This window comes from Micromonospora sp. NPDC007208 (assembly GCF_042869175.1).
Lineage (GTDB): Bacteria > Actinomycetota > Actinomycetes > Mycobacteriales > Micromonosporaceae > Micromonospora > Micromonospora foliorum.
In genome coordinates this window covers 155802-174116 of the sequence record NZ_JBIAFG010000016.1, presented here as the reverse complement: position 1 = coordinate 174116, position 18315 = coordinate 155802, and the positions used below count along the sequence as shown (strand labels likewise).

Here is an 18315-nt window from a genome sequence, read left to right as displayed (position 1 = left end):
GGGCTACTGACGCCCGCTCGCCGAAACCCGACAGCCGTACGGACAGTCCGTCCGGAACGACTGGCCGATCAGTTCGGCCGGAGCACTCAGAGACCCAGATCCCGGGCGATGATCATGCGCTGCACCTCGCTGGTGCCCTCGCCGATCTCCAGGATCTTGGAGTCCCGCCAGAACCGGGCCACCGGGTACTCGTTCATGAAGCCGTACCCGCCGTGGATCTGGGTGGCCTCCCGGGCGTTGTCCACCGCGATCGTGCTGGCGTGCAGCTTCGCGATGGCGGCCTGCCGCTTGAACGGCTCGCCGGCCAGCATCCGCGCGGCGGCGTCGTAGTACGCCAGACGGGCGGTGTGTGCCTTCAGCTCCATGTCGGCGATCTTGAACTGGATGGCCTGGTTGGCGCCGATCGGCTGACCGAAGGCGTGCCGCTCCTTCGCGTACTTGATCGACTCGTCGACACAGCCCTGCGCGAGGCCGACGGCCAGCGCGGCGATGGCGATCCGGCCCTCGTCGAGGATCCGCAGGAACTGCGCGAAGCCCCGCCCCCGGGGGCCGAGCAGGTTGGCGGCCGGCACCCGGCAGTCGTCGAAGGTCAGCTCGTGGGTGTCCGAGGCGGTCCACCCCACCTTGGAGTAGCCGGGCGCGACGGCGAACCCGGGCGTGCCGGTCGGCACGATGATCGTCGACAACTCCTTGGAGCCGTCCGGGTTCGTGCCGGTCACCGCGGTGACCGTGACCATGGCCGTGATGTCGGTCCCGGAGTTGGTGATGAACGCCTTCGAACCGTTGATCACCCACTCGTCGCCGTCCAGCACCGCCCGGGTCTGCGTGCCGGCGGCGTCCGAGCCGGTGCCCGGTTCGGTGAGACCGAAGCCGGCCAGCGCCTCGCCGCTGAGCAGCCGGGGCAGCCAGGTCGCCTTCTGCTCCTCGGTGCCGAAGCGGTAGATCGGCATCGCGCCCAGCGAGACCGCCGCCTCCAACGTGATGGCCACGCTGGAGTCGACCCGGGCCAACTCCTCCAGGGCCAGACAGAGCGCGAAGTAGTCGCCGCCCATGCCGCCGTGCTCCTCGCCGAAGGGCAGGCCGAACAGACCCATCTTGCCCATCTGCCGGATCACCTCGTACGGGAAGGTGTGCTGCTCGTAGTGCTCGGCGATGACCGGGGCGACCACCTCGCGGGCGAATTCCCGCACGCTCTCGCGCAGCGCCGCTTGTTCGTCGGTGAGCCGGAAGTCCATCTCATCCTCCTGTAAGGACGGTCCGCCTCGGCGCTCGTGACGCCGGGGGCGGGTCGCTGTGCGGGCCTGAGTCGATGATCAGACCGGGGTGACGCCGTGCCGACGGCGGGAGAAGTGCCGATCCTTGGTACGCGCCGCCGCGAATCGACGGACCAGCTCGGTGCGCAGGTCGTGCGGCTCGACGATGGCGTCCACCACCAGTTCGCTGGCGAGCCGGACGACGTCGATGTCCTGCTCGTACTCGGCGCGCTTGGCGGCGACGAAGGCGGCCCGCTCGTCCTCGTCCGGAATGGCGGCGATCTTGTTGGCGTAGACCGCGTTCACGGCCGCCTCGGCGCCCATCACGGCGATCTTCGCGGTCGGCAGCGCGATGGTGGCGTCCGGCTCGAACCCGGGACCGGCCATCGCGTAGAGACCCGCGCCGTACGCCTTGCGGACCACCACGCAGATCTTCGGCACTGTCGCCTCGGAGATCGCGGTGATCATCTTGGCGCCGTGCCGGATGATGCCCTGCTTCTCCACCACGCTGCCGACCATGAAGCCGGGCACGTCACTCAGGAACAGCAGCGGCACGTTGAACGCGTCGCAGAGCTGCACGAACCGGGTGGCCTTGTCGGCCGAGTCGACGAAGAGCACCCCGCCCTTGAACATCGAGTTGTTGCCGACCACACCGACGACCTGACCGTCGAGACGGCCGAAGCCGATGGTCAGCTCCTTGGCCCAGAGCGCCTGGATCTCGAAGAACGAACCCTCGTCGAGCAGGCCCTTGACGTACCGTCGCATGTCGAACGCCTGCCGCTCACTGGCCGGCACCAGCGCGGCCAGGTCGGCCTTCGCGGGCGCGGCGACCGCCGGTGCGGTCGGCGGCGCCTGCGTCCAGTTCGCCGGCAGGTACGACAGGTAGGTCTTCACGACGTCGAGCGCGTCGGCCTCGGTCTTGCAGAGGAAGTGCCCCACACCGGACTCGGCGGTGTGCACCTTGGCCCCGCCCATCGCCTCCAGGGTGGTCTTCTCGCCGGTGACCATCTCGACCATCCGGTCGGAGCCGAGATACATGCTCGCGTTGCCGTCGACGAGCGCCACCACGTCGCAGAACGCCGGGATGTACGCGCCACCGGCGGCGCTCGGACCGAACAGCGCGCAGACCTGCGGGATCGAGCCCGAGGCGCGGACCTGGTTCCAGAAGATCTTCCCGGCGCCACGCCGGCCGGGGAAGAGATCGACCTGGTCGGTGATCCGGGCACCGGCCGAGTCGACCAGGTAGACCATCGGCACACCGGCGCCGTACGCCCGCTCGATGATCCTGATGATCTTCTCGACGGTGCGGGCGCCCCAGCTGCCGGCCTTGACGGTGGAGTCGTTGGCCATCAGACAGACCTGTCGGCCGTCGATCGTGGCGGTGCCGGTCACGACGCCGTCGGCGGGCAGCCCCTCGGCGAGCGCGTTGGCGTAGAGGCCGTCCTCGACGAACGAGCCCTCGTCGACCAGGAGCGCGACCCGCTCACGGGCGAAGAGCTTGCCCTTGGCCGCGTTGGCCGCGTGGTACTTGTCCGCGCCGCCGGACCGGGCCCGCTTGCGCAACTGCTCCAGTGCCTCACCGTCGAGCGTCACGCCGACTCCTCCGCCATGCTGACCTGAACGATCGTTAGGCTAGCGCATCGACGCGGCCGTCGGCGACCTACGAGCGAACCAGACAGCCGGGCCGAGAGCAAGACATTGAAAAACATGAATCAATATCGCTAGGCTCCTGGCACCCCCTCCTCCCGGATTGGAGTCAGCGATGACCTCACGACTCAGTCGGCTCGCGGTCGCCCTGGTGGCGACCGCAGGTGCCACCCTCGGCGTCACGGTCGCCAACCCCGCGCCCGCGTCCGCCGCCATGACCATCTGCTACAACACCAGCCAGGCGGGCAGCTACGCCGGCATCGCCGGCCAGGCCGCCTCGATCTGGAACAACGCCACCGTCAACCTGACGCTCTCCGCCAACTGTGGCTCCAACCTGCGGATCTACCAGATCACCGGCGGCGGCTCGTACGCCCAGCGGACCAGCCTCGGCAACGGCCGGGTCTACATCGACACCCAGCAGGCGGCGCAGTACAGCCCGCTGCGGATCATGACGCACGAGATCGGGCACATCCTCGGCCTGCCGGACAACTACAACGGGAACTGCTCGCTGCTGATGTCCGGTGGCAGCGCCGGCACCAGCTGCACCAACCCGTACCCGAGCACCGCCGAGGCGAACCGGGTCAGCAGCCTCTTCGCCGGCACGTTCAGCGCCACCGACCGCAGCGCGGACATCTTCCGCGACAGCTGGCCGAGCGTGCTCACCCCGGTGAGCTGACCAACCTGGCACGTGGAAGGGGCCGGCGCGTGCGCCGGCCCCTTCGTCGCGCGGACGGTCAGCTCGGCAGCGGCGTCAGCCGGGTACGCGGGCCGGCCCGCAGCACACCGGACGGCAGCTTCTTGCCGAGCAACTCCTCGGCCAACTCCGCCACCTCGATGAGAGCCGGCAGGTCGATGCCGGTGTCGATGCCCATGTCGTGCAGCATGTGCACGGCCTCCTCGGTGGCCAGGTTGCCGCTCGCCCCCGGCGCGTACGGGCAGCCACCGAGGCCACCGACGCTGGCGTCGAACTCGGTCACCCCCAGCTCCAGCGCGGTCAACAGGTTGGCCAGTGCCGTACCCCTGGTGTTGTGGAAGTGCAGCAGGACCGGCACGTGCGCGTTGCGGTCGCGTACCGCGGTCAACAGCTCGCGGACCCGACGCGGGGTGCCCATGCCGGTGGTGTCACCGAACGCGACCCGGTCCGCGCCGTCGCGGACCACCCGGTCCACGATCCCGGCCACCCGCTGCGGGTCGATGTCACCCTCGTAGGGGCAGCCGAAGCTGGTCGCCACGATCACCTCGACCCGCGCCGACGCACCGTGCAGCAGGTCGATCAGCTCGGCGATGTCGTCAAGCGACTCGTCGGTGGACCGGTTGACGTTGCGCCGGTTGTGCGTGTCGCTGGCCGAGACCACCACCTCGATCTCGGCGAACCCGGCGGCGAGGGCGCGCTGGGCGCCCCGGGTGTTCGGCACCAGGGCGGAGTACCGCACCCCGTCGGCCTTCACCGCCCGCTGCCACACCTCGTCGGCGTCGGCCATCTGCGGAATCGCCCTGGGGTGCACGAACGACACCGCCTCGATTCGGCGTACGCCGGTGCCGGAGAGGGCGTCGAGCAGCCGCACCTTGGCGTCGACCGGGATCGGGTCCTCGTTCTGCAACCCGTCCCGCGGCCCAACCTCGCGGATCGACACGGAGTTCGGCAGGTCCGTCACGGGGTCACCTCACTGTCTGCTCTGTTGCGGCAACGGTAGCGACACCGGCACGCGTAGTCGCAACCACCAGGGGCGGCACGACACGATGCGCGATGGCCACCCGCTCGGATGGCCCTTTTGGCCAGCAATCGACCACCCTTTGGCGGATGAATCAGGTCAGAAGGATGTCATCACCGGCAGCGCCATGGATGTGCGGGCGGCAGGGTGGCTACGTTGGTGCCGGCGTGACGACAGGGCCGGCCATCGGCTCGACCCCATCGTCAGGACGCCTCCGGTGGTCAGCGCTGCGTCGGTCCTTCCAAGAGCTCCGCAGCGCATCGGAGTGCGGTCGAGAGGGCGCTGGCGCATGCGGCGGCGTCCTCCCGACCCACGATCAGGGCCATCACCACGGCACCATCGGTGCCGAGCGACGCTTTCCGCAAGGTTCCGACCATACGTCGTTCCGTGCTCGGCGACCGCCCACCATTACCGTTCATCCGTCTGCCTCCCCGGCGTCAGTCGACAATTGCGATGGGGTTATCAGTCGCTGGAACTTCCACGACTGTTCCCGCAATCCGGATTGAGCGCGGGACGTTTCCCATCCGCTACGACAACGACGTGATCCGACGGACATGACGATCTTCTGACCGGGTTCTCGCCAGGCCGCCCGGCCAACCACCAGGAGCAAGCGGCAGTCCAACAAGGACCGAGCCAGAACCGTTCCGATACAAGGGTTCAGCCCCCGGCCAGCGACCCGGCCAGAATCTGACTGGCGACACAGCGCGCAATACCCGGATGGTTGATCGGAGGCGGTACAAATACTGGTCCGAGTCATGTGAGCTCTTGGAAGGACCCGCATGACCACCGCATTGAGGGGACCGACGTGACCACCGAAGCCGATCCACCGCTCCCATCCGAGGAACGCACCCAGAGACACCGACTCGTCCCCCGAGCCATACTCGAAGCGCAATACCGCAAGCGCTATCACAACCTTGCCGTGTCGGCGTACGGGCTGGCGGTCCGCGAGATCGTGGAGGCCTGTCCCGAGATCGGGCCGATCGACACCTGGCAGAAGTTGGCCGACCGGAGCTTCCCACCCCGACCCGATCGGGACGGAGCCAGTCGGGCCAAGAAACTGACCCGACTGCGTAAGAAGCTGTCGCGCCACTTCACGGCCGAAAGCAAGGGCCCGCCCTGGCAGACGGTGATGCTGGTGGTGGATCACGCACTACCGGCAGAGCTCCGGCGGGAGAAGCTGGCCCAGCTCGCCGATCTGTACGAGCTGGCGCGCGGGGAGAAGCCGCCGATCGGGACTCGCGACGAACGATCCGAGGAGGCGACCAGGGCGCAGGGCGGACAGGATCTCGTACAACGACTACGCCAGAGGATCGCCGAGCTGGAACGGCGCGAGCTGGCCCTCATGGTGGAGGTCAGCGAGTTGCGGGGCGAACAGGTCGGCCAGCCGGTCAGCCATGCACCGAGGTCAGACGAACTGCCCCGGCAGCGCGAGCCGTTGAAAGGCCCGCCTACCGGGACTCCCAACACGAGGCACTTCCCGACCAGCCAGACCAGAACGGGCGATCCAGCACAGGGCCACTATCGAGGGGCACCATGGCTGGACACCAGCTTCGTCGCGCTACGCGAGCAGAGCAGAGTGGAGCCGCCGAGTCTGGTCGATCGGCCCTGGCACAGCCAGCGGCCGAAGATCGACGGCGCCAACGACTTGCGCCACCGCCGGTAACCCGACCACTCGACGGCCGTACAGCCCGCACCGCCTCGTCGATCACGGAGTTGTGGTGGGTGACAAAGTGCCCGCATCACAACAATTCAGGCAGCACAACTCCATGATCGACGGACCGCCCCCGCGATCTTGCACTTACTGTCCCGACTGAAGGGGCATTCAGCGCTTTTCGACGACCGAAACTGCAAGATCGGCGCGGGTGGGCGTTGATCAACAAGGACGGGTCAGCGCATGCGGGAGACGATTCCGGTGTCGTAGGCGCCGGAGAGGAACTCCTCGTTGGTCAGCAGCTCGGCGAAGAAGGGGACGTTGTTCTTCGGGCCTTCGATCTGGAAGGCGGCCACCGCCTCCTTCGCACGTTCGAGCACCTCGTCGCGGGTCGCGCCGCTCACGATCAGCTTGGCCAGCAGGCTGTCGTAGAACGGGGTGACCGTGTTGCCCTCGGTGTAGCCGGAGTCCACCCGGACACCCTCGCCCGTCGGCTCGACCCACGTCCTGATCACACCAGGGCCGGGCAGGAAGCGCTTCGGGTCCTCCGCGTTGATCCGCATCTCGACGGCGTGGCCGCGCGGGGTCAACGCGTCCGGGTCGAACGTCGGCGCCAGCCCGGAGGCTACCCGCAGTTGCTCCTCGACCAGGTCGATGCCGTAGACGTACTCGGTCACCGGGTGCTCCACCTGCAACCGCGTGTTCATCTCCAAAAAGAAGAACTCGCCGGTGGTTGGGTCGAGCAGGCACTCCACAGTGCCGGCGTTGCGATAGCCGACCGCCTCACCGGCCCGCACCGCCGCCGCCAGGAGACGCGACCGCAGCTCCGGCGAGACCGCCGGCGACGGGGACTCCTCGACCAGCTTCTGGTTGCGCCGCTGCACCGAGCACTCCCGCTCGCCGAGCGCCACCACCCGACCATCGGCCAGGCCGAGGATCTGCACCTCTACGTGCCGTACCCGGGGAAAGTACCGCTCGATCAACACCGAACCGTCGCCGAACATCCGCTCGGCGAACGCGCGCACCTTGTCGTACTCGGTGCGCAGCGCCGCCTCGTCGACGGCCACCCCCATGCCCATGCCGCCACCGCCGGCGGCGGCCTTGACCATCACCGGGTAGCCGATCTCGGCGGCGGCGGTCACCGCCGCGTCCAGGTCGGCCGCCGGGTCGGTGGTGCCGGGCGCGACCGGAACGCCGGCCGCCGCCATCAGGTTCCGGGCGTTGATCTTGTCGCCCATCGCGGTGATCGCGTCCGCGTCGGGCCCGACCCAGATCAGGCCGCTCGCCTCGACGGTACGGGCGAACTCGGCGTTCTCCGACAGGAAGCCGTACCCGGGGTGGATGGCCTGCGCGCCCGTCGACTTCGCGGCGGCGAGGATCGCCTCGGTGTTGCGGTAGCTCAGCGCCGGGTTCGGTGGACCGATGAGGACCGCCTCGTCCGCCTCCGCGACGAACGGCAGGTCGGCGTCGGCCTCCGAGTGCACCGCGATCGCGCGGATGCCGAGCCGCTTGGCGGTCCGGATGATCCGGCGTGCGATCTCGCCCCGATTGGCGACCAGCAGTGACTCGATCATGTTTCCTCCCGGCGTCCGGATGGTGGGACGATGTCAGGGAATCATGACCGGCACGGTTCTGACGAGTCGGCTCAGGCCAGCAGTGCGGCCAGGGTCGCGCCGCGCAGCAGCTCGGCACGGCGTCGCCGGTCCACCTCGCCACCGAGGAACGGGGTCGAGTTCATCAGGCCGAACGCCGCGTGCGCGAGCACCCGCGCCTCACCGTCGGGCATGCCCGGGTGCAGCGCGGTGAGCACGGTCACCCACTCCTCGACGTAGAGCCGTTGCAGGCGACGGATCCGCCGCCGCGGCTCCTCGGGCAGGCGGTCCAACTCGTGCAGGTGCAACGCGATCACCGCCGGGTTGGCCAGCGCGAACTCGACGTGGTAGTCGATCAGCGACTCCAGTACGCCGCGCGGGTCGTCCGAGCGCCCGGCCGCGCGTTCCCGCCCACCGGCCAACAACCCCTCACTGACCGGAATCAGCGCGGCGGCCAGCATGGCCTCCTTGCCGGCGAAGTGGTGGTAGAGCGCCGGACCAGTGACTCCGGCGGCCGCGCCGATGTCGTCCATCGACACGCCGTGATAGCCACGCGCCGCGAACAGACCTACCGCGATCTCCAGGATCTCGTCCTTGCGGGACCTGCGCCGGCCCGCACCCGCCGCGCCCCGTGCCTGCTGCTCCACCGTCACCGGACAAGCCTAGACCGCGAGGAGCCCGCGATGGTTGCCGGTCAGTTCCGCCCACCCCGGGCCGGGCCGCCCCTGACCTGGCCAGGGGCGGCCAGCGAGGGTCAGTCGTCCTGGTCCAGGTCGTGCTCCGCCCGCACCGCGGCGGCCTCCGTGGGCCGATCGAGCAGATCCAGCGCCCGAGCCAGCAGCCAGGCCGTCTGGCGGACCTGCCGCGATCCGGCCGGCAGCCCACCGAGTACGCGGCGCAGCAGCGGTTCCGCCTCGGCCGGCCGGTCCAGGCGCAGCAGCAACTCACCGACCAGGACCTCAACCTGGGCGGCCTCGCCGAACGCCTCGATCGACCGCAACCGGTCCGGCACCCCGGTAAGCCGGCCCAGCGCCTCGTCCAGCCGGTCCTCCCCGGTGAGGACCCGCGCTCCGGCCTCGGCCGCCATCGCCAGCTCGTACGTCACCGGCGGCTCGGCCTGCCCGGCCAGCTTCGCCGCCAACCCGTCCACCACCTCGACGGCGCGCAACGCCGCGTCCCGGTCGTCGGCCCAGAACCAGGCGTACGTCTCCCGCCGGCGGGCGCGCAGCTCGTCCAGCGGCAGGTCACCGAGCCGGTACGCCTCAGCGGCGGCGGCGAACCGCTCGCCCGCCGCCGCGTCCCGGTCGGCGTCGTAGAGGATCCCGCCGGCCTCCTCCAACACCTGCGCCCGGTGCGGAAGGTTGTCCGGTCCATCCAGGTTGCTGGCCAACTGCTCCAGCAGCGCCAACGCCGGGTCGATCTCACCAAGTCCGGCGTAGACGCCGGCCAGCAAATGCCGGCAGCGATCGGCCTCCGCCTGGGCGCCCAGCCGATCCAGACCGAGCACGGCCTCCTCGGCGACCTCGGCGGCCTCGGCGAGCCGGCCCACCATCCGGTACGCGTTCGCCAGCTCCCACCGCAGGAACGCGTCCCCCTCGGCGCCCCGCTCCACGCACAGCGTCACCGCCTCGACGAAGTCGTCCACCGCGTCGACGGCCCGGCCGGCCGACAACAACGCCCGCGCTCGGGCGACCCGCACCGGCAGCTCCGCGTCGGCCGGTGCCGCCTCCAACGCCTCGTCGCAGGCCGCCACGGCGTCCGCCGGATCATCGACCAGCCGCGCGTACGCCAGGCAGGCACCCGTGATCAGCTCGTCGACGCCCAGCTCCCGGCCGATCCGGCGAGCCTCGTCGACGACGGCGCGGGCCTCGTCGACGCGGTCCAACTGCTCCAGCAGGTGCCCCCGGTGCAGTGCGATCCGGGCCATCAGGTGCCGGTCACCGCCCGCGTCGGCCGGTACCCGGTCGAGTGCGGCGAGCGCGTCCGCCCAACGCTCGCGATGCAGCAGCGCCAACGCCACCCGGTCGTGTCCGGCCGCCCGCTGCCGGGCGTCGCCGAGCCGGTCCAGGACCTCGGCCGCCTCTCGGGCCAGCAGCAGCCCTTCCTCGCCGGCCTCGTCGGTGCGGGTCAACAGCACACCGAGCCGCCCGGCGACCGTCTGGGCGGGCACCTCCTCGCCCGCCTCCCGGTACAGCTCCAGCGCCGCCCGGTTCAGCTTGACCGCGCCCTCGATGTCGTCCTCGTCGCCACGCTCCGCCGCCCGCAGCGCCAGCCGGTGCGCGGACGTGCGTGCCGGCAGCTCAGCGGAGCCGAACCGGTCGTCGAAGGCGACAAGCGCCGCCCGGAAGGTGGCCCGGTCGTGCCGGCCCCAGCTCTGCTCCGCGAGGTCCAGCAGCTCGTCCGGGCCGGCGTCGGCGGGCACGGTCACGGCGGGTCGTTCACCCTTACCGGTTCGCACGCGCTCGGTGGACGACACCGGTGTGCCCGGCCCGACGATCGGCTCGTCCCCGACCGGGCGTTCCGGGCGGCTCGGGCGGCGGCGGATGCTCGCCGACAACGGCACATGTTCCCCGCTCGCCTGCACGGTCAGCCGGCGGGCGATCCACTCCGACTGGTGGGTGGTGCCGTTACGGGCGTCGAAGCGGGCGGCCAGACCGGTCGCGGTGTCGGCCAGCTCGTCCGCCAACGACGCCGCCGCCACCTCAGCGGCCGGCCGCCCCTCGGCGGCCCGGCGGTACACGGTCGACGCGCCGGCCTGGCGCAGCGCCGCGGCGGCGGCCGCGGCGAAGTGCATGGCGGCGGCCGGCGACGGCGGCCGGTCCAGCCAGTCCAGGTGCCGCTCGACCAGCTCCAGCGCCCGCGCCCCGTTGCCGGTCAGCGTGCAGAACTCGACGTGGTCCGCGATGTCCCACAGGTTGGCGAGGTTGCCGCGCAGCCGGCGGTACGCCTCCCGGTGCGCGTCCCGCGCCTCCTCGGCCCGCCCGGTCCGCAGGTACGGCAGAAGCAGCGCGGTGAGGATCGACTGCGGCTGCTCGTTGCAGTTGAGCCGGCCGGCGAGCACCGGCTCGGCCAGCTCCACCGCGTCGGCGTCCCGCCCGGTGTCGGCGAGGTAGCCCACCTGGCTCGTCGGGTCACAACCGGCGCAGTCGGACAGGTCGTCGCGCGGGGTGGTCTGCCAGAGCCGGTACCAGTGTGCGGCCACCTCGGCGTCGCCCACGTGGTCGGCGACCCGGAACCGGTGCTTGTGGACGGTCTGCAGGCTGTGCCCGCCAGCCCGGTAGCGGCGTTCCATGTCGTCCAGCACGGCGTACGTGCGGTCGAGCGGCACCTCCGGGAAGTTCAGCAGGCCGTTGACCATGTACTTGAAGTGCCAGAGCAGGTTGTGCAGGTGACGCTGGTGGTACGGCTGCGGGTCCCTGTCGAACTCGGACAGGCACCAGGAGAAGGTCACGAAGGACTTCGCCGGTTCGCCGCCGTAGATGTAGCCGGTGGTGGCCTGCATCCGGGTGACGAACGCGAGGTGCCGGTCGTCGGCGGCGTCCACCCGGCGCAGCAACTGCTCCAGCGCGGCGATCTGCCCCGCCCCGTACGGCATGTCGGAGATACCGCGCAGCACCCGCCACAGATCCTCGTCGCTCATGCTCACTCCCGTCCCGGGACAGCCCGGCCGAGCAGGCCGAGGAAGGAATCGTTCAGCAGCGCGGCATCGGCCGCGCGGATCGGATGGTGGCCGAGCAGCAGGGCCTGCCCGTACAGCGCCTCGACGGCGAGGCCGACCAGCTCCGGGTCGCTCAGCATGGCCACCCGTCGGACCAGCGGGTTGCGGTGGTTGAGCACCAACTGCGGACGGTCCGGTGGGGCGGTGGCGGCGAGCGCGTCGAGCACTCCACCCCACAGCTCGTCGGCCCGGTCCCGGCTGGCCGCGAGCTGGTCGTTGAACGCGGCCGACCTGCTGACCAGGTAGAGCGCGGGCAGCGACACCGGGTCGTACGCCCGGATGACCACCTCGCAGCCGGAACGCTCGACGGCCCGCTGCGCCGCCGCGAGGAACGGTCGCAGCGCCAACTCCACCTGCGGGTCGAGCGCGTCGAACCGGGTGGTGAGGTCGCTGGGCTCCAGCCGCTCGATCAGCACCGAGCGGTCCACCGCCGGCAGCCGCTCGATCAGCTCGGTGTCGTAGGTGTAGCCGGCGTTGACCACCGCCAGGTCCTGCGCGGCGGCCACCGCGGCGAGCTGACGGAACTCGTCGAGGCTCGCCGCGTAGCGGACCACGCCGTAGCGCTCGCGGAACTCGGCGAGGGTGAGTGTGCCGACGTTGGTGTCCATGGGCCACCACCTGTCGACCAGCCGGAGCATCTCGTCGTCGTGCAGCGCCAGGGCCTTCACGCCGAGGTGGTGAACCTGGAGGAACTCGGCCAGCCGGTGCGGGTCGTGCCGGGCCAGCCGGACCAGCCAGCCGCGGACCTGGTCGCCGAGCGCCTCCCGGGTCGCGGTCAGCAGAGTGTCCTCGTAGAGGGCCTCCCGGCTCGCGGTCGGGCGCAGCTCGGTCGCGTCCACCACGCAGTGCGCGAAGAACGCCCACTCCGGCAGCAGCCCGTCGGCGTTCTCGGTGAGCAGCATCCGCTTGAGGTAGACGCGGTGCCCGGCCCGGGCCGCCGGGTTCACCGGGGTCGGCAGGATGACGGCGACGCCGGTCAGCCCGGCCTCCGGCACGGCCAGCGGCAGCACGTCGAACGGGTCCACGCCGAGCGTCTCCCGGGCGTACCGGATCAGCGCCGCGCGGTCCAGTGGCGCACCCGGCGTGGTCGGCCAGGGCGGTTCCCCGGTGGTGGTGACGACGTCGCCGACGCGGACGGTGACCGGCAGCAGCGCGCCGAAGAGCCGGGCCAGGTCGGTGACGGTCGGGGTGGTGAACCACTGGTCCGCGTCGCGGCGGGGCACCAGCGTGACAGTGGTGCCGGGCTCGGCGCGGGCGGCCTCCGGCGGGGCCACCGTCACCGCGTAGCGGCCGTCGGCGTACCCGGTCCAGCGGACCGTGGGGTTGTCGCCGTGCCGGGTGAGCACCTGGATCTCGTCGGCCACCAGGAAGCAGGAGAGCAGGCCGATGCCGAACTGGCCGAGGAACTCGTGTCGGGAGAAGCCCAGCTCGTCGCGCTTCGAGCTGCGGCCGATGGTGGCCAACAGCTCGTGCACCTGCGCCTCGGTCAGGCCGATGCCGGTGTCGTGTACCCGGAGCGTGCCGTCGCCGGTGCTGTCCGGGGGTTCGATGCGGACCAGCGCCGGCGCGTCCGGTTCGGCCCTGCGCCGGGCGGTGATCGCGTCCACCGCGTTCTGGAGCAGTTCGCGGACGTAGACCCGCGGGCTGCCGTAGAGGTGATGACTGAGCAGGTCGACCACGCCACGTAGGTCGACCTGGAAAGTGTGGTCCACGCCTGATGTCTCCCCGGTCCCGATGCCGGCGCTCACCGTACCCATGATCACCGACAGGCGCGGTCCCCTTTTCGCCCGGCGACTTGACCCTCGACCGGGTCGAACCGGCACGGTCGCCGGCATGACTTCCCCCGCTCTGGGCCGGGACTTCCGGCTCCTGTGGTCCGCGGCCGTCTCGTCCCGGTTCGGAGACGCGCTGCGTACCCCGGCACTGGCCCTGTTGGCCGCGACCGTGACCCGCGACCCGCGGGTCATCGCGGCGGTCACCGTGGCGGCGCAGTTGCCGCCGTTGCTCTTCGGCCTGCTCGGCGGCGTGTACGCGGACCGCTGGGACCGCCGTCGGACGATGGCAGTGGTGGACGGGGTCCGCGCTGTCGTGGTGGCGGCGCTGGCCGTGGTGGTCGCGCTCAACCGGGTCAGCGTCCTGCTGCTGCTGGTGGCGGCGTTTCTGCTCGCCACGTTGGGCACTCTCTTCGACTCGGCCTCGTTCGCGCTGCTCCCCGCGTTGGTGCCGCCGGACGCGCTGCCCCGGGCGAACGGCCGGCTCCAGGCGGGGTCCGCGGTGGCCGGTGGCTTTCTCGGGGCACCCGCCGCCGGTGTCCTGTTCGCCGTCGCCCCGACCCTCCCGTTCGCCCTCGACGCCGTCACCTTCGCGGCGGCCGCCCTGCTCGTGCTGGCCCTGGCCCCGGTCGGGAACGCGAACGCACGGCCGAGGACCCGGCGCGGCTCGGTGTGGAGCGAGATCGTCGAGGGGCTGCGCTGGCTGCGGGCGCACCGGACCCTGTGGCGGGTCACGGTGCTCACCGCGGCGAGCAACCTGGCGATCAGCGGAATCATGGCGGTGCTGGTGCTCTACGCGCTGGACGTGCTGCGGGTGCCGCCGGCCGGGTACGGGCTGTTCACCGCCGCCGCCATCGTCGGAGGTGTGGCGGGGGCGCTCGGTGCGGGTCGGCTCGCCGCCCGGCTCGGCACGGTGCCGGCGCTGCGCGTCGTGCTGGCTGTGGAGACCGTGGCGCTGACCGGCTTCGCGCTGGCCCGGCACCCGGTGTCGGGCGGGATCGCACTGGCCGTCTTCGCCGCCGGCACGGTGGTGTGGAACAGCCTGTGGGCGTCGTACGGACAGCGGAACGTGCCGAGCGAACTGCTCGGCCGGGTCGGTGCGGCCCAGCGGATGGTCGGTCTGCTCACCGCACCGCTCGGGGCGGCGCTCGCCGGGCTGGCCGCCGCGGCGTACGGCACGGTGCCCGTGGCGGGCGCGGCGGCGGGGACGTTCGCGCTTGTCACGCTCGCCGCGTGGCGGACGCTGCGACCGGTCGCCCCCGCCGTGCTGAGCGGCGCGGCCTAACCCGGCGTCCGCTCCCGGTGCGACAGCCCGGACAGGCGCAGCGCGATGCGCCGACGGGCCGGTGGGACGGCACCGAGCAGCCGGAGCAGCACGTCCCGGGCGGGCCGACGGGCCGGGGAGACGCCGGCCAACCTGGTCAGCCCGGCGGCGAAGCTCAGCACGTCCTCGGCCATCGGCCGCTGCCGGGCGGTGTAGTCGTCGAGCAGCGTCTCCGGGCCACCGTCGAGCACGTCCGCCACTGCGGTGCCGAGCGCGACCGCGTCGCAGATGCCGAGGTTCATGCCCTGCCCGCCGGCCGGGCTGTGCACGTGACCGGCGTCGCCGGCCAGCAGCACCGGCCCGGCTCGGAAGGTGTCGGCGATCCGGTGGTGCACCCGGAACCGGGAGCCCCAGAGCACCTCGGTCACCCGGTCGGGTCGTCGCGCCGGGCCGCGCTCGTCGAGCAGCGCCTGGAGGTAGGACGCGTCGGGTTCGGCCGGGGCGGTCTCCACGGCCGCTACCAACCGGACCACCCCACCGGGGAGAGGTGCCCAGACCAGCGGCCCGGATCGGGCGAGGAAGAGCGCCGCCTCGTCGCGGGGCAGCACGCTGCGCACCCGCACGTCGGCGAGCACGAAGGACTCCTCGTCGCTGCCGCCGGTGAAGCCGATGCCGGCCAACCGCCGGACCGTGCTGTGCAGGCCGTCCGCGCCGACCACGAACCGGGCGCGCAGCGCCTCCCCGTCGACCTGGGCGAGTATGCCGTCGCCGGCGCGGCTCAGCCCGGTGAGCTGGCACGGCCGTCGTATCTGGACACCGAGTTCGGCCAACTCCTCGGTGAGCACGGCCTCGGTGACCGCCTGGGAGACCAGCAGCGCGTAGGGGAAGCGGGACGGCAGCTCGTGGAACGGCACCGACAGCAGCACCCGGTCCCGGTCGCGCACGGTGAAGCGCGGCGTCCGCACCGCCTGGGCAATCAGCGGCGCCGCGGCGCCGATCCGGTCCAGAACCTCCAGGGTGTACGCGTGCACGACGGCGGCGCGGGAGGTCGTCGGCGGCTCGGCCAACCGGTCCAGCACGGTCACCTCGACCCCGCGCCGGGCCAGTGTCAACGCGGTGGCGAGACCGGTGGGGCCGGCGCCCACCACCAGGACGTCGGTGCTCGTGGGCAGCATGGCCACCTCCAGAAGACCTTTGCCAACGCCTGTTGGCAAACACTTGTTGGCAAAGCTAGAGCCCGCTCGATTGTGTGTCAACAGTTGTTGGCATACGGTCGTTGGCATGCCCCCTTCCGCCCAGACGACCCAGCCCCGCCGCTCCGACGCCACCCGGGCGGCGATCCTGCGGGCGGCCCGGGAACGGTTCGCGGCGGACGGCTACGAGCGCGCCACCATCCGGGCCATCGCCGCCGACGCCCAGATCGACCCGTCGATGGTCATGCGTTACTACGGCAGCAAGGAAGGGCTCTTCGCGGCGGCGGCCGAGTTCGACCTACGCCTGCCCGACCTGGCCTCGGTGCCGCCCGCTCGACTCGGTGAGGTGCTGGTCCGGCACTTCCTGGCCCGCTGGGAGGGTGACGAGACCCTGGTGGCGCTGCTGCGGGCCGCCAGCACCAATCCCGGCGCGGCCGAACGCATGCGCGGCATCTTCGCCGACCAACTCACCGCCGCCGTGGCCACGTTCGGCGGCGATCCCGCGGTGACCGCCCAACGAGCTGGCCTGGTGGCCAGTCAGGTCCTCGGCCTCGCCTTCACCCGGTACATCGTCCGCCTGCCCCCCATGGTGGACACCACGCCGGAGGAGTTGGTCGCCTGGATCGCGCCGACCCTCCAGCGCTATCTGACCGGAACGCCACCGAGCTGACCCAACCTTTTCCCACCTCCCGTGCGTCTGCCAGGTGACGCGTACACCGCGACGGCCGGGAGGGGGGCGGATGGCGCCGACGAGGGACGACGGACGCGACGGCTACCTCACCTTCGTGGAGAACCACCAGCACCGGCTGCTCCGCGCGGCCTACCTGATCTGCGGCAACCGGCACCAGGCCGAAGACCTCCTCCAGGACGCGCTGCTGAAGCTGGCGCTGCGCTGGTCCTCGGTCCGCGACGGCGACCCCGCCGCGTACGTGCGGGCCATCCTCTACCGGGACTCGGTGTCGTGGTGGCGTCGTCGACGGCGGGAGTGGCTCAGCGCCGCGCCGCCGGACCAGGTGGCCCACGACCGGGACGGCGCGCTACGGCTGACGATGCACGACGCGCTGGGCCTCCTGCCGCCACGGCAGCGGGCCGTACTGGTGTTGCGCTACTACGAGGACCTGACCGAGGTCGCCACCGCCGAGGCGCTCGGGGTGACCGTCGGCACCGTGAAGAGCCAGTGTCACGCCGCGCTGCGCCGACTCCGCGAGGTCGCCCCGGACCTCGCCCGCGATGCCCGACCGAGCCGAGGCTCGGCCGATCTGGCCAGCGGTCTGGAGGTGAACCCGTGAACGAGCAGGAACTGCGCCGACTGCTGACCGTCACCGTCGAGGACGTGCTGCCCAGCCAGCCGGCCGCCGCCGGGTGGGAGCGGGCTCGACGGACCCGGCGTACCCGGCGGGCCGTCGGAGTGGTCGCCCTGGCCGTGGTGCTGGTCGGTGGCGGCACGGTGGCGGCGCTGCGACCGCCCGCCGATCCGGCGCCGGTCCCTCCGGTCGGCCCGACGGTGACCCCGACCGTCGACCCCACCCACGCGGGTCCGGTGCAGAAACCGCCCGCCGAGCTGACCTACCCGCCCGATCCGTTGGCCCGGCTCGGTGACCCGGCGACCGTGCCGCTCTCCGAACGACCGGTCCAGCGGGCACTGGCGCTGTTCCAGCCGGTGGACGAGGAGTACCACGCGAACGGGCCGGTCCGGGTGCTCGGCAACGACGGCGTGGTGCGCAGCCTCGACGTGGTGACACTGGCACCGACCCGGGACGCGGGAGGCAACGAGGCGCCCGCGCTGAAGCCGGGGGTGCTGTCGCCCGACGGCCGGTCGGCCGCGTTCGCGCAGACCAAAGAGCTGATCATGATCGACCTCACCACGGCGGCCGTCCGCCGGATACCGCTCGACGGCTACCTGGAGCAGGTCGTGTGGGCGCACGACCGGGTGCTGGTCGGGGGCGACGACCGGACGTACGCGGTGGACCGGGCCACCGGGGCAGCCAGCACGATCGACGTGTCGACCTGGGAGTTGATCGCACCCGACCCGGCGGCCGGCCGCGAGGCCCCGTTGATCGACATGTACGGCGAGGGGACCGGCCTGAAGCTACGCACCCGGACCGCCCGGGAGGGCGAACTTCGCTCCGAACAGCCGGTCAACCGCTCGGCGCTGCCGTCGCCCTACCAGGTCAACGAGTTCTACGGCCGGGGCTGGCTGCACGGCGAGCGACTGGCCCGAGCAGCCTGGATCACCAGCAGCGAGATCGACGGTGCCGAGGGGGCGGCCGTGCTGGACGCGCGAACCGGCGCCGTGCTCCACGTGCTCGACCTGGGCCGGGACCGCGCCAAGGGCTGCTGTGTCGTCCTGGGCTGGGACAACAAGGGTGCGGTGCTACTCCGACTGGAACCGGCCGCCCTGGCGCGCTGGCATCCGGAGACCGGCGAGATCACCGGCATCGTCCGCGACCTGCGCGGCGTGATCGCACTCGCGGGCTGAGACACCGTCCCCGCGCGACGTTCACTGTCACGCG

The 18315-nt window shown here is 71.7% G+C and carries 14 protein-coding genes; 6 read left to right on the top strand and 8 right to left on the bottom strand.

The annotated features are described in order from the left end of the window. Positions 1–86 precede the first annotated feature (86 nt). The gene (locus ACFYL6_RS26810) at positions 87–1235 is read right to left on the bottom strand and encodes an acyl-CoA dehydrogenase family protein (RefSeq protein ID WP_387175317.1); all 1149 of its coding nucleotides are present in this window, start codon (positions 1233–1235) and stop codon (positions 87–89) included. A 78-nt stretch (positions 1236–1313) separates the two neighbouring features. Further along, on the bottom strand, positions 1314–2846 hold the full coding sequence (locus tag ACFYL6_RS26805) for an acyl-CoA carboxylase subunit beta (protein WP_387175315.1): 1533 nt from the start codon (positions 2844–2846) through the stop codon (positions 1314–1316). Between the two features lie 169 nt (positions 2847–3015). Between ACFYL6_RS26805 and ACFYL6_RS26800 the strand changes: the two genes are divergently transcribed. Further along, positions 3016–3576, top strand: coding sequence for a snapalysin family zinc-dependent metalloprotease (locus ACFYL6_RS26800; protein ID WP_387175313.1), 561 nt, complete (start codon positions 3016–3018; stop codon positions 3574–3576). Between the two features lie 58 nt (positions 3577–3634). On the opposite strand, the gene ACFYL6_RS26795 is transcribed toward ACFYL6_RS26800, so the two are convergent. Continuing rightward, positions 3635–4546 (bottom strand): hydroxymethylglutaryl-CoA lyase, encoded by a 912-nt coding sequence (locus ACFYL6_RS26795; RefSeq protein ID WP_387175374.1) that lies wholly within the window; start codon positions 4544–4546, stop codon positions 3635–3637. Between the two features lie 871 nt (positions 4547–5417). Here ACFYL6_RS26795 and ACFYL6_RS26790 point away from each other — a divergent pair. Further along, positions 5418–6275, top strand: a complete 858-nt coding sequence (locus ACFYL6_RS26790; RefSeq protein WP_387175311.1) for a hypothetical protein — start codon at positions 5418–5420, stop codon at positions 6273–6275. 224 nt (positions 6276–6499) lie between these two features. Here the strand turns inward: ACFYL6_RS26790 and ACFYL6_RS26785 are convergent, their stop codons facing one another. From ACFYL6_RS26785 to ACFYL6_RS26770, 4 genes are all read right to left on the bottom strand, one after another. Further along, on the bottom strand, positions 6500–7837 hold the full coding sequence (locus ACFYL6_RS26785) for an acetyl/propionyl/methylcrotonyl-CoA carboxylase subunit alpha (protein WP_387175309.1): 1338 nt from the start codon (positions 7835–7837) through the stop codon (positions 6500–6502). Positions 7838–7908: 71 nt separating this feature from the next. Next, a complete protein-coding gene (locus ACFYL6_RS26780) occupies positions 7909–8508 on the bottom strand; it encodes a TetR/AcrR family transcriptional regulator (RefSeq protein WP_196928917.1) in 600 nt (199 codons plus the stop codon). 101 nt (positions 8509–8609) lie between these two features. Continuing rightward, positions 8610–11495, bottom strand: a complete 2886-nt coding sequence (locus tag ACFYL6_RS26775; RefSeq protein WP_387175307.1) for a hypothetical protein — start codon at positions 11493–11495, stop codon at positions 8610–8612. Between the two features lie 2 nt (positions 11496–11497). Further along, positions 11498–13285, bottom strand: a complete 1788-nt coding sequence (locus tag ACFYL6_RS26770; protein ID WP_387175305.1) for an HSP90 family protein — start codon at positions 13283–13285, stop codon at positions 11498–11500. A 121-nt stretch (positions 13286–13406) separates the two neighbouring features. On the opposite strand from ACFYL6_RS26770, the gene ACFYL6_RS26765 reads away from it, so the two are divergent. Next, the gene (locus ACFYL6_RS26765) at positions 13407–14630 is read left to right on the top strand and encodes an MFS transporter (RefSeq protein ID WP_387175303.1); all 1224 of its coding nucleotides are present in this window, start codon (positions 13407–13409) and stop codon (positions 14628–14630) included. Here the strand turns inward: ACFYL6_RS26765 and ACFYL6_RS26760 are convergent. Then, positions 14627–15784: an FAD-dependent oxidoreductase gene (locus ACFYL6_RS26760; protein ID WP_387175301.1), complete on the bottom strand. Its 1158-nt coding sequence runs from the start codon at positions 15782–15784 to the stop codon at positions 14627–14629. The genes ACFYL6_RS26765 and ACFYL6_RS26760 overlap by 4 nt on opposite strands. Positions 15785–15890: 106 nt before the next feature. On the opposite strand from ACFYL6_RS26760, the gene ACFYL6_RS26755 reads away from it, so the two are divergent. The 3 genes from ACFYL6_RS26755 to ACFYL6_RS26745 all read left to right on the top strand — a co-directional run bounded on the left by ACFYL6_RS26755 (position 15891) and on the right by ACFYL6_RS26745 (position 18281). Next, the gene (locus ACFYL6_RS26755; protein ID WP_387175299.1) at positions 15891–16472 is read left to right on the top strand and encodes a TetR family transcriptional regulator; all 582 of its coding nucleotides are present in this window, start codon (positions 15891–15893) and stop codon (positions 16470–16472) included. A gap of 70 nt (positions 16473–16542) precedes the next feature. Beyond that, positions 16543–17091, top strand: coding sequence for a SigE family RNA polymerase sigma factor (locus ACFYL6_RS26750; protein WP_387175297.1), 549 nt, complete (start codon positions 16543–16545; stop codon positions 17089–17091). Then, positions 17088–18281: a hypothetical protein gene (locus ACFYL6_RS26745; RefSeq protein ID WP_387175295.1), complete on the top strand. Its 1194-nt coding sequence runs from the start codon at positions 17088–17090 to the stop codon at positions 18279–18281. The genes ACFYL6_RS26750 and ACFYL6_RS26745 overlap by 4 nt, the downstream gene beginning before the upstream one ends. Positions 18282–18315: the final 34 nt, after the last annotated feature.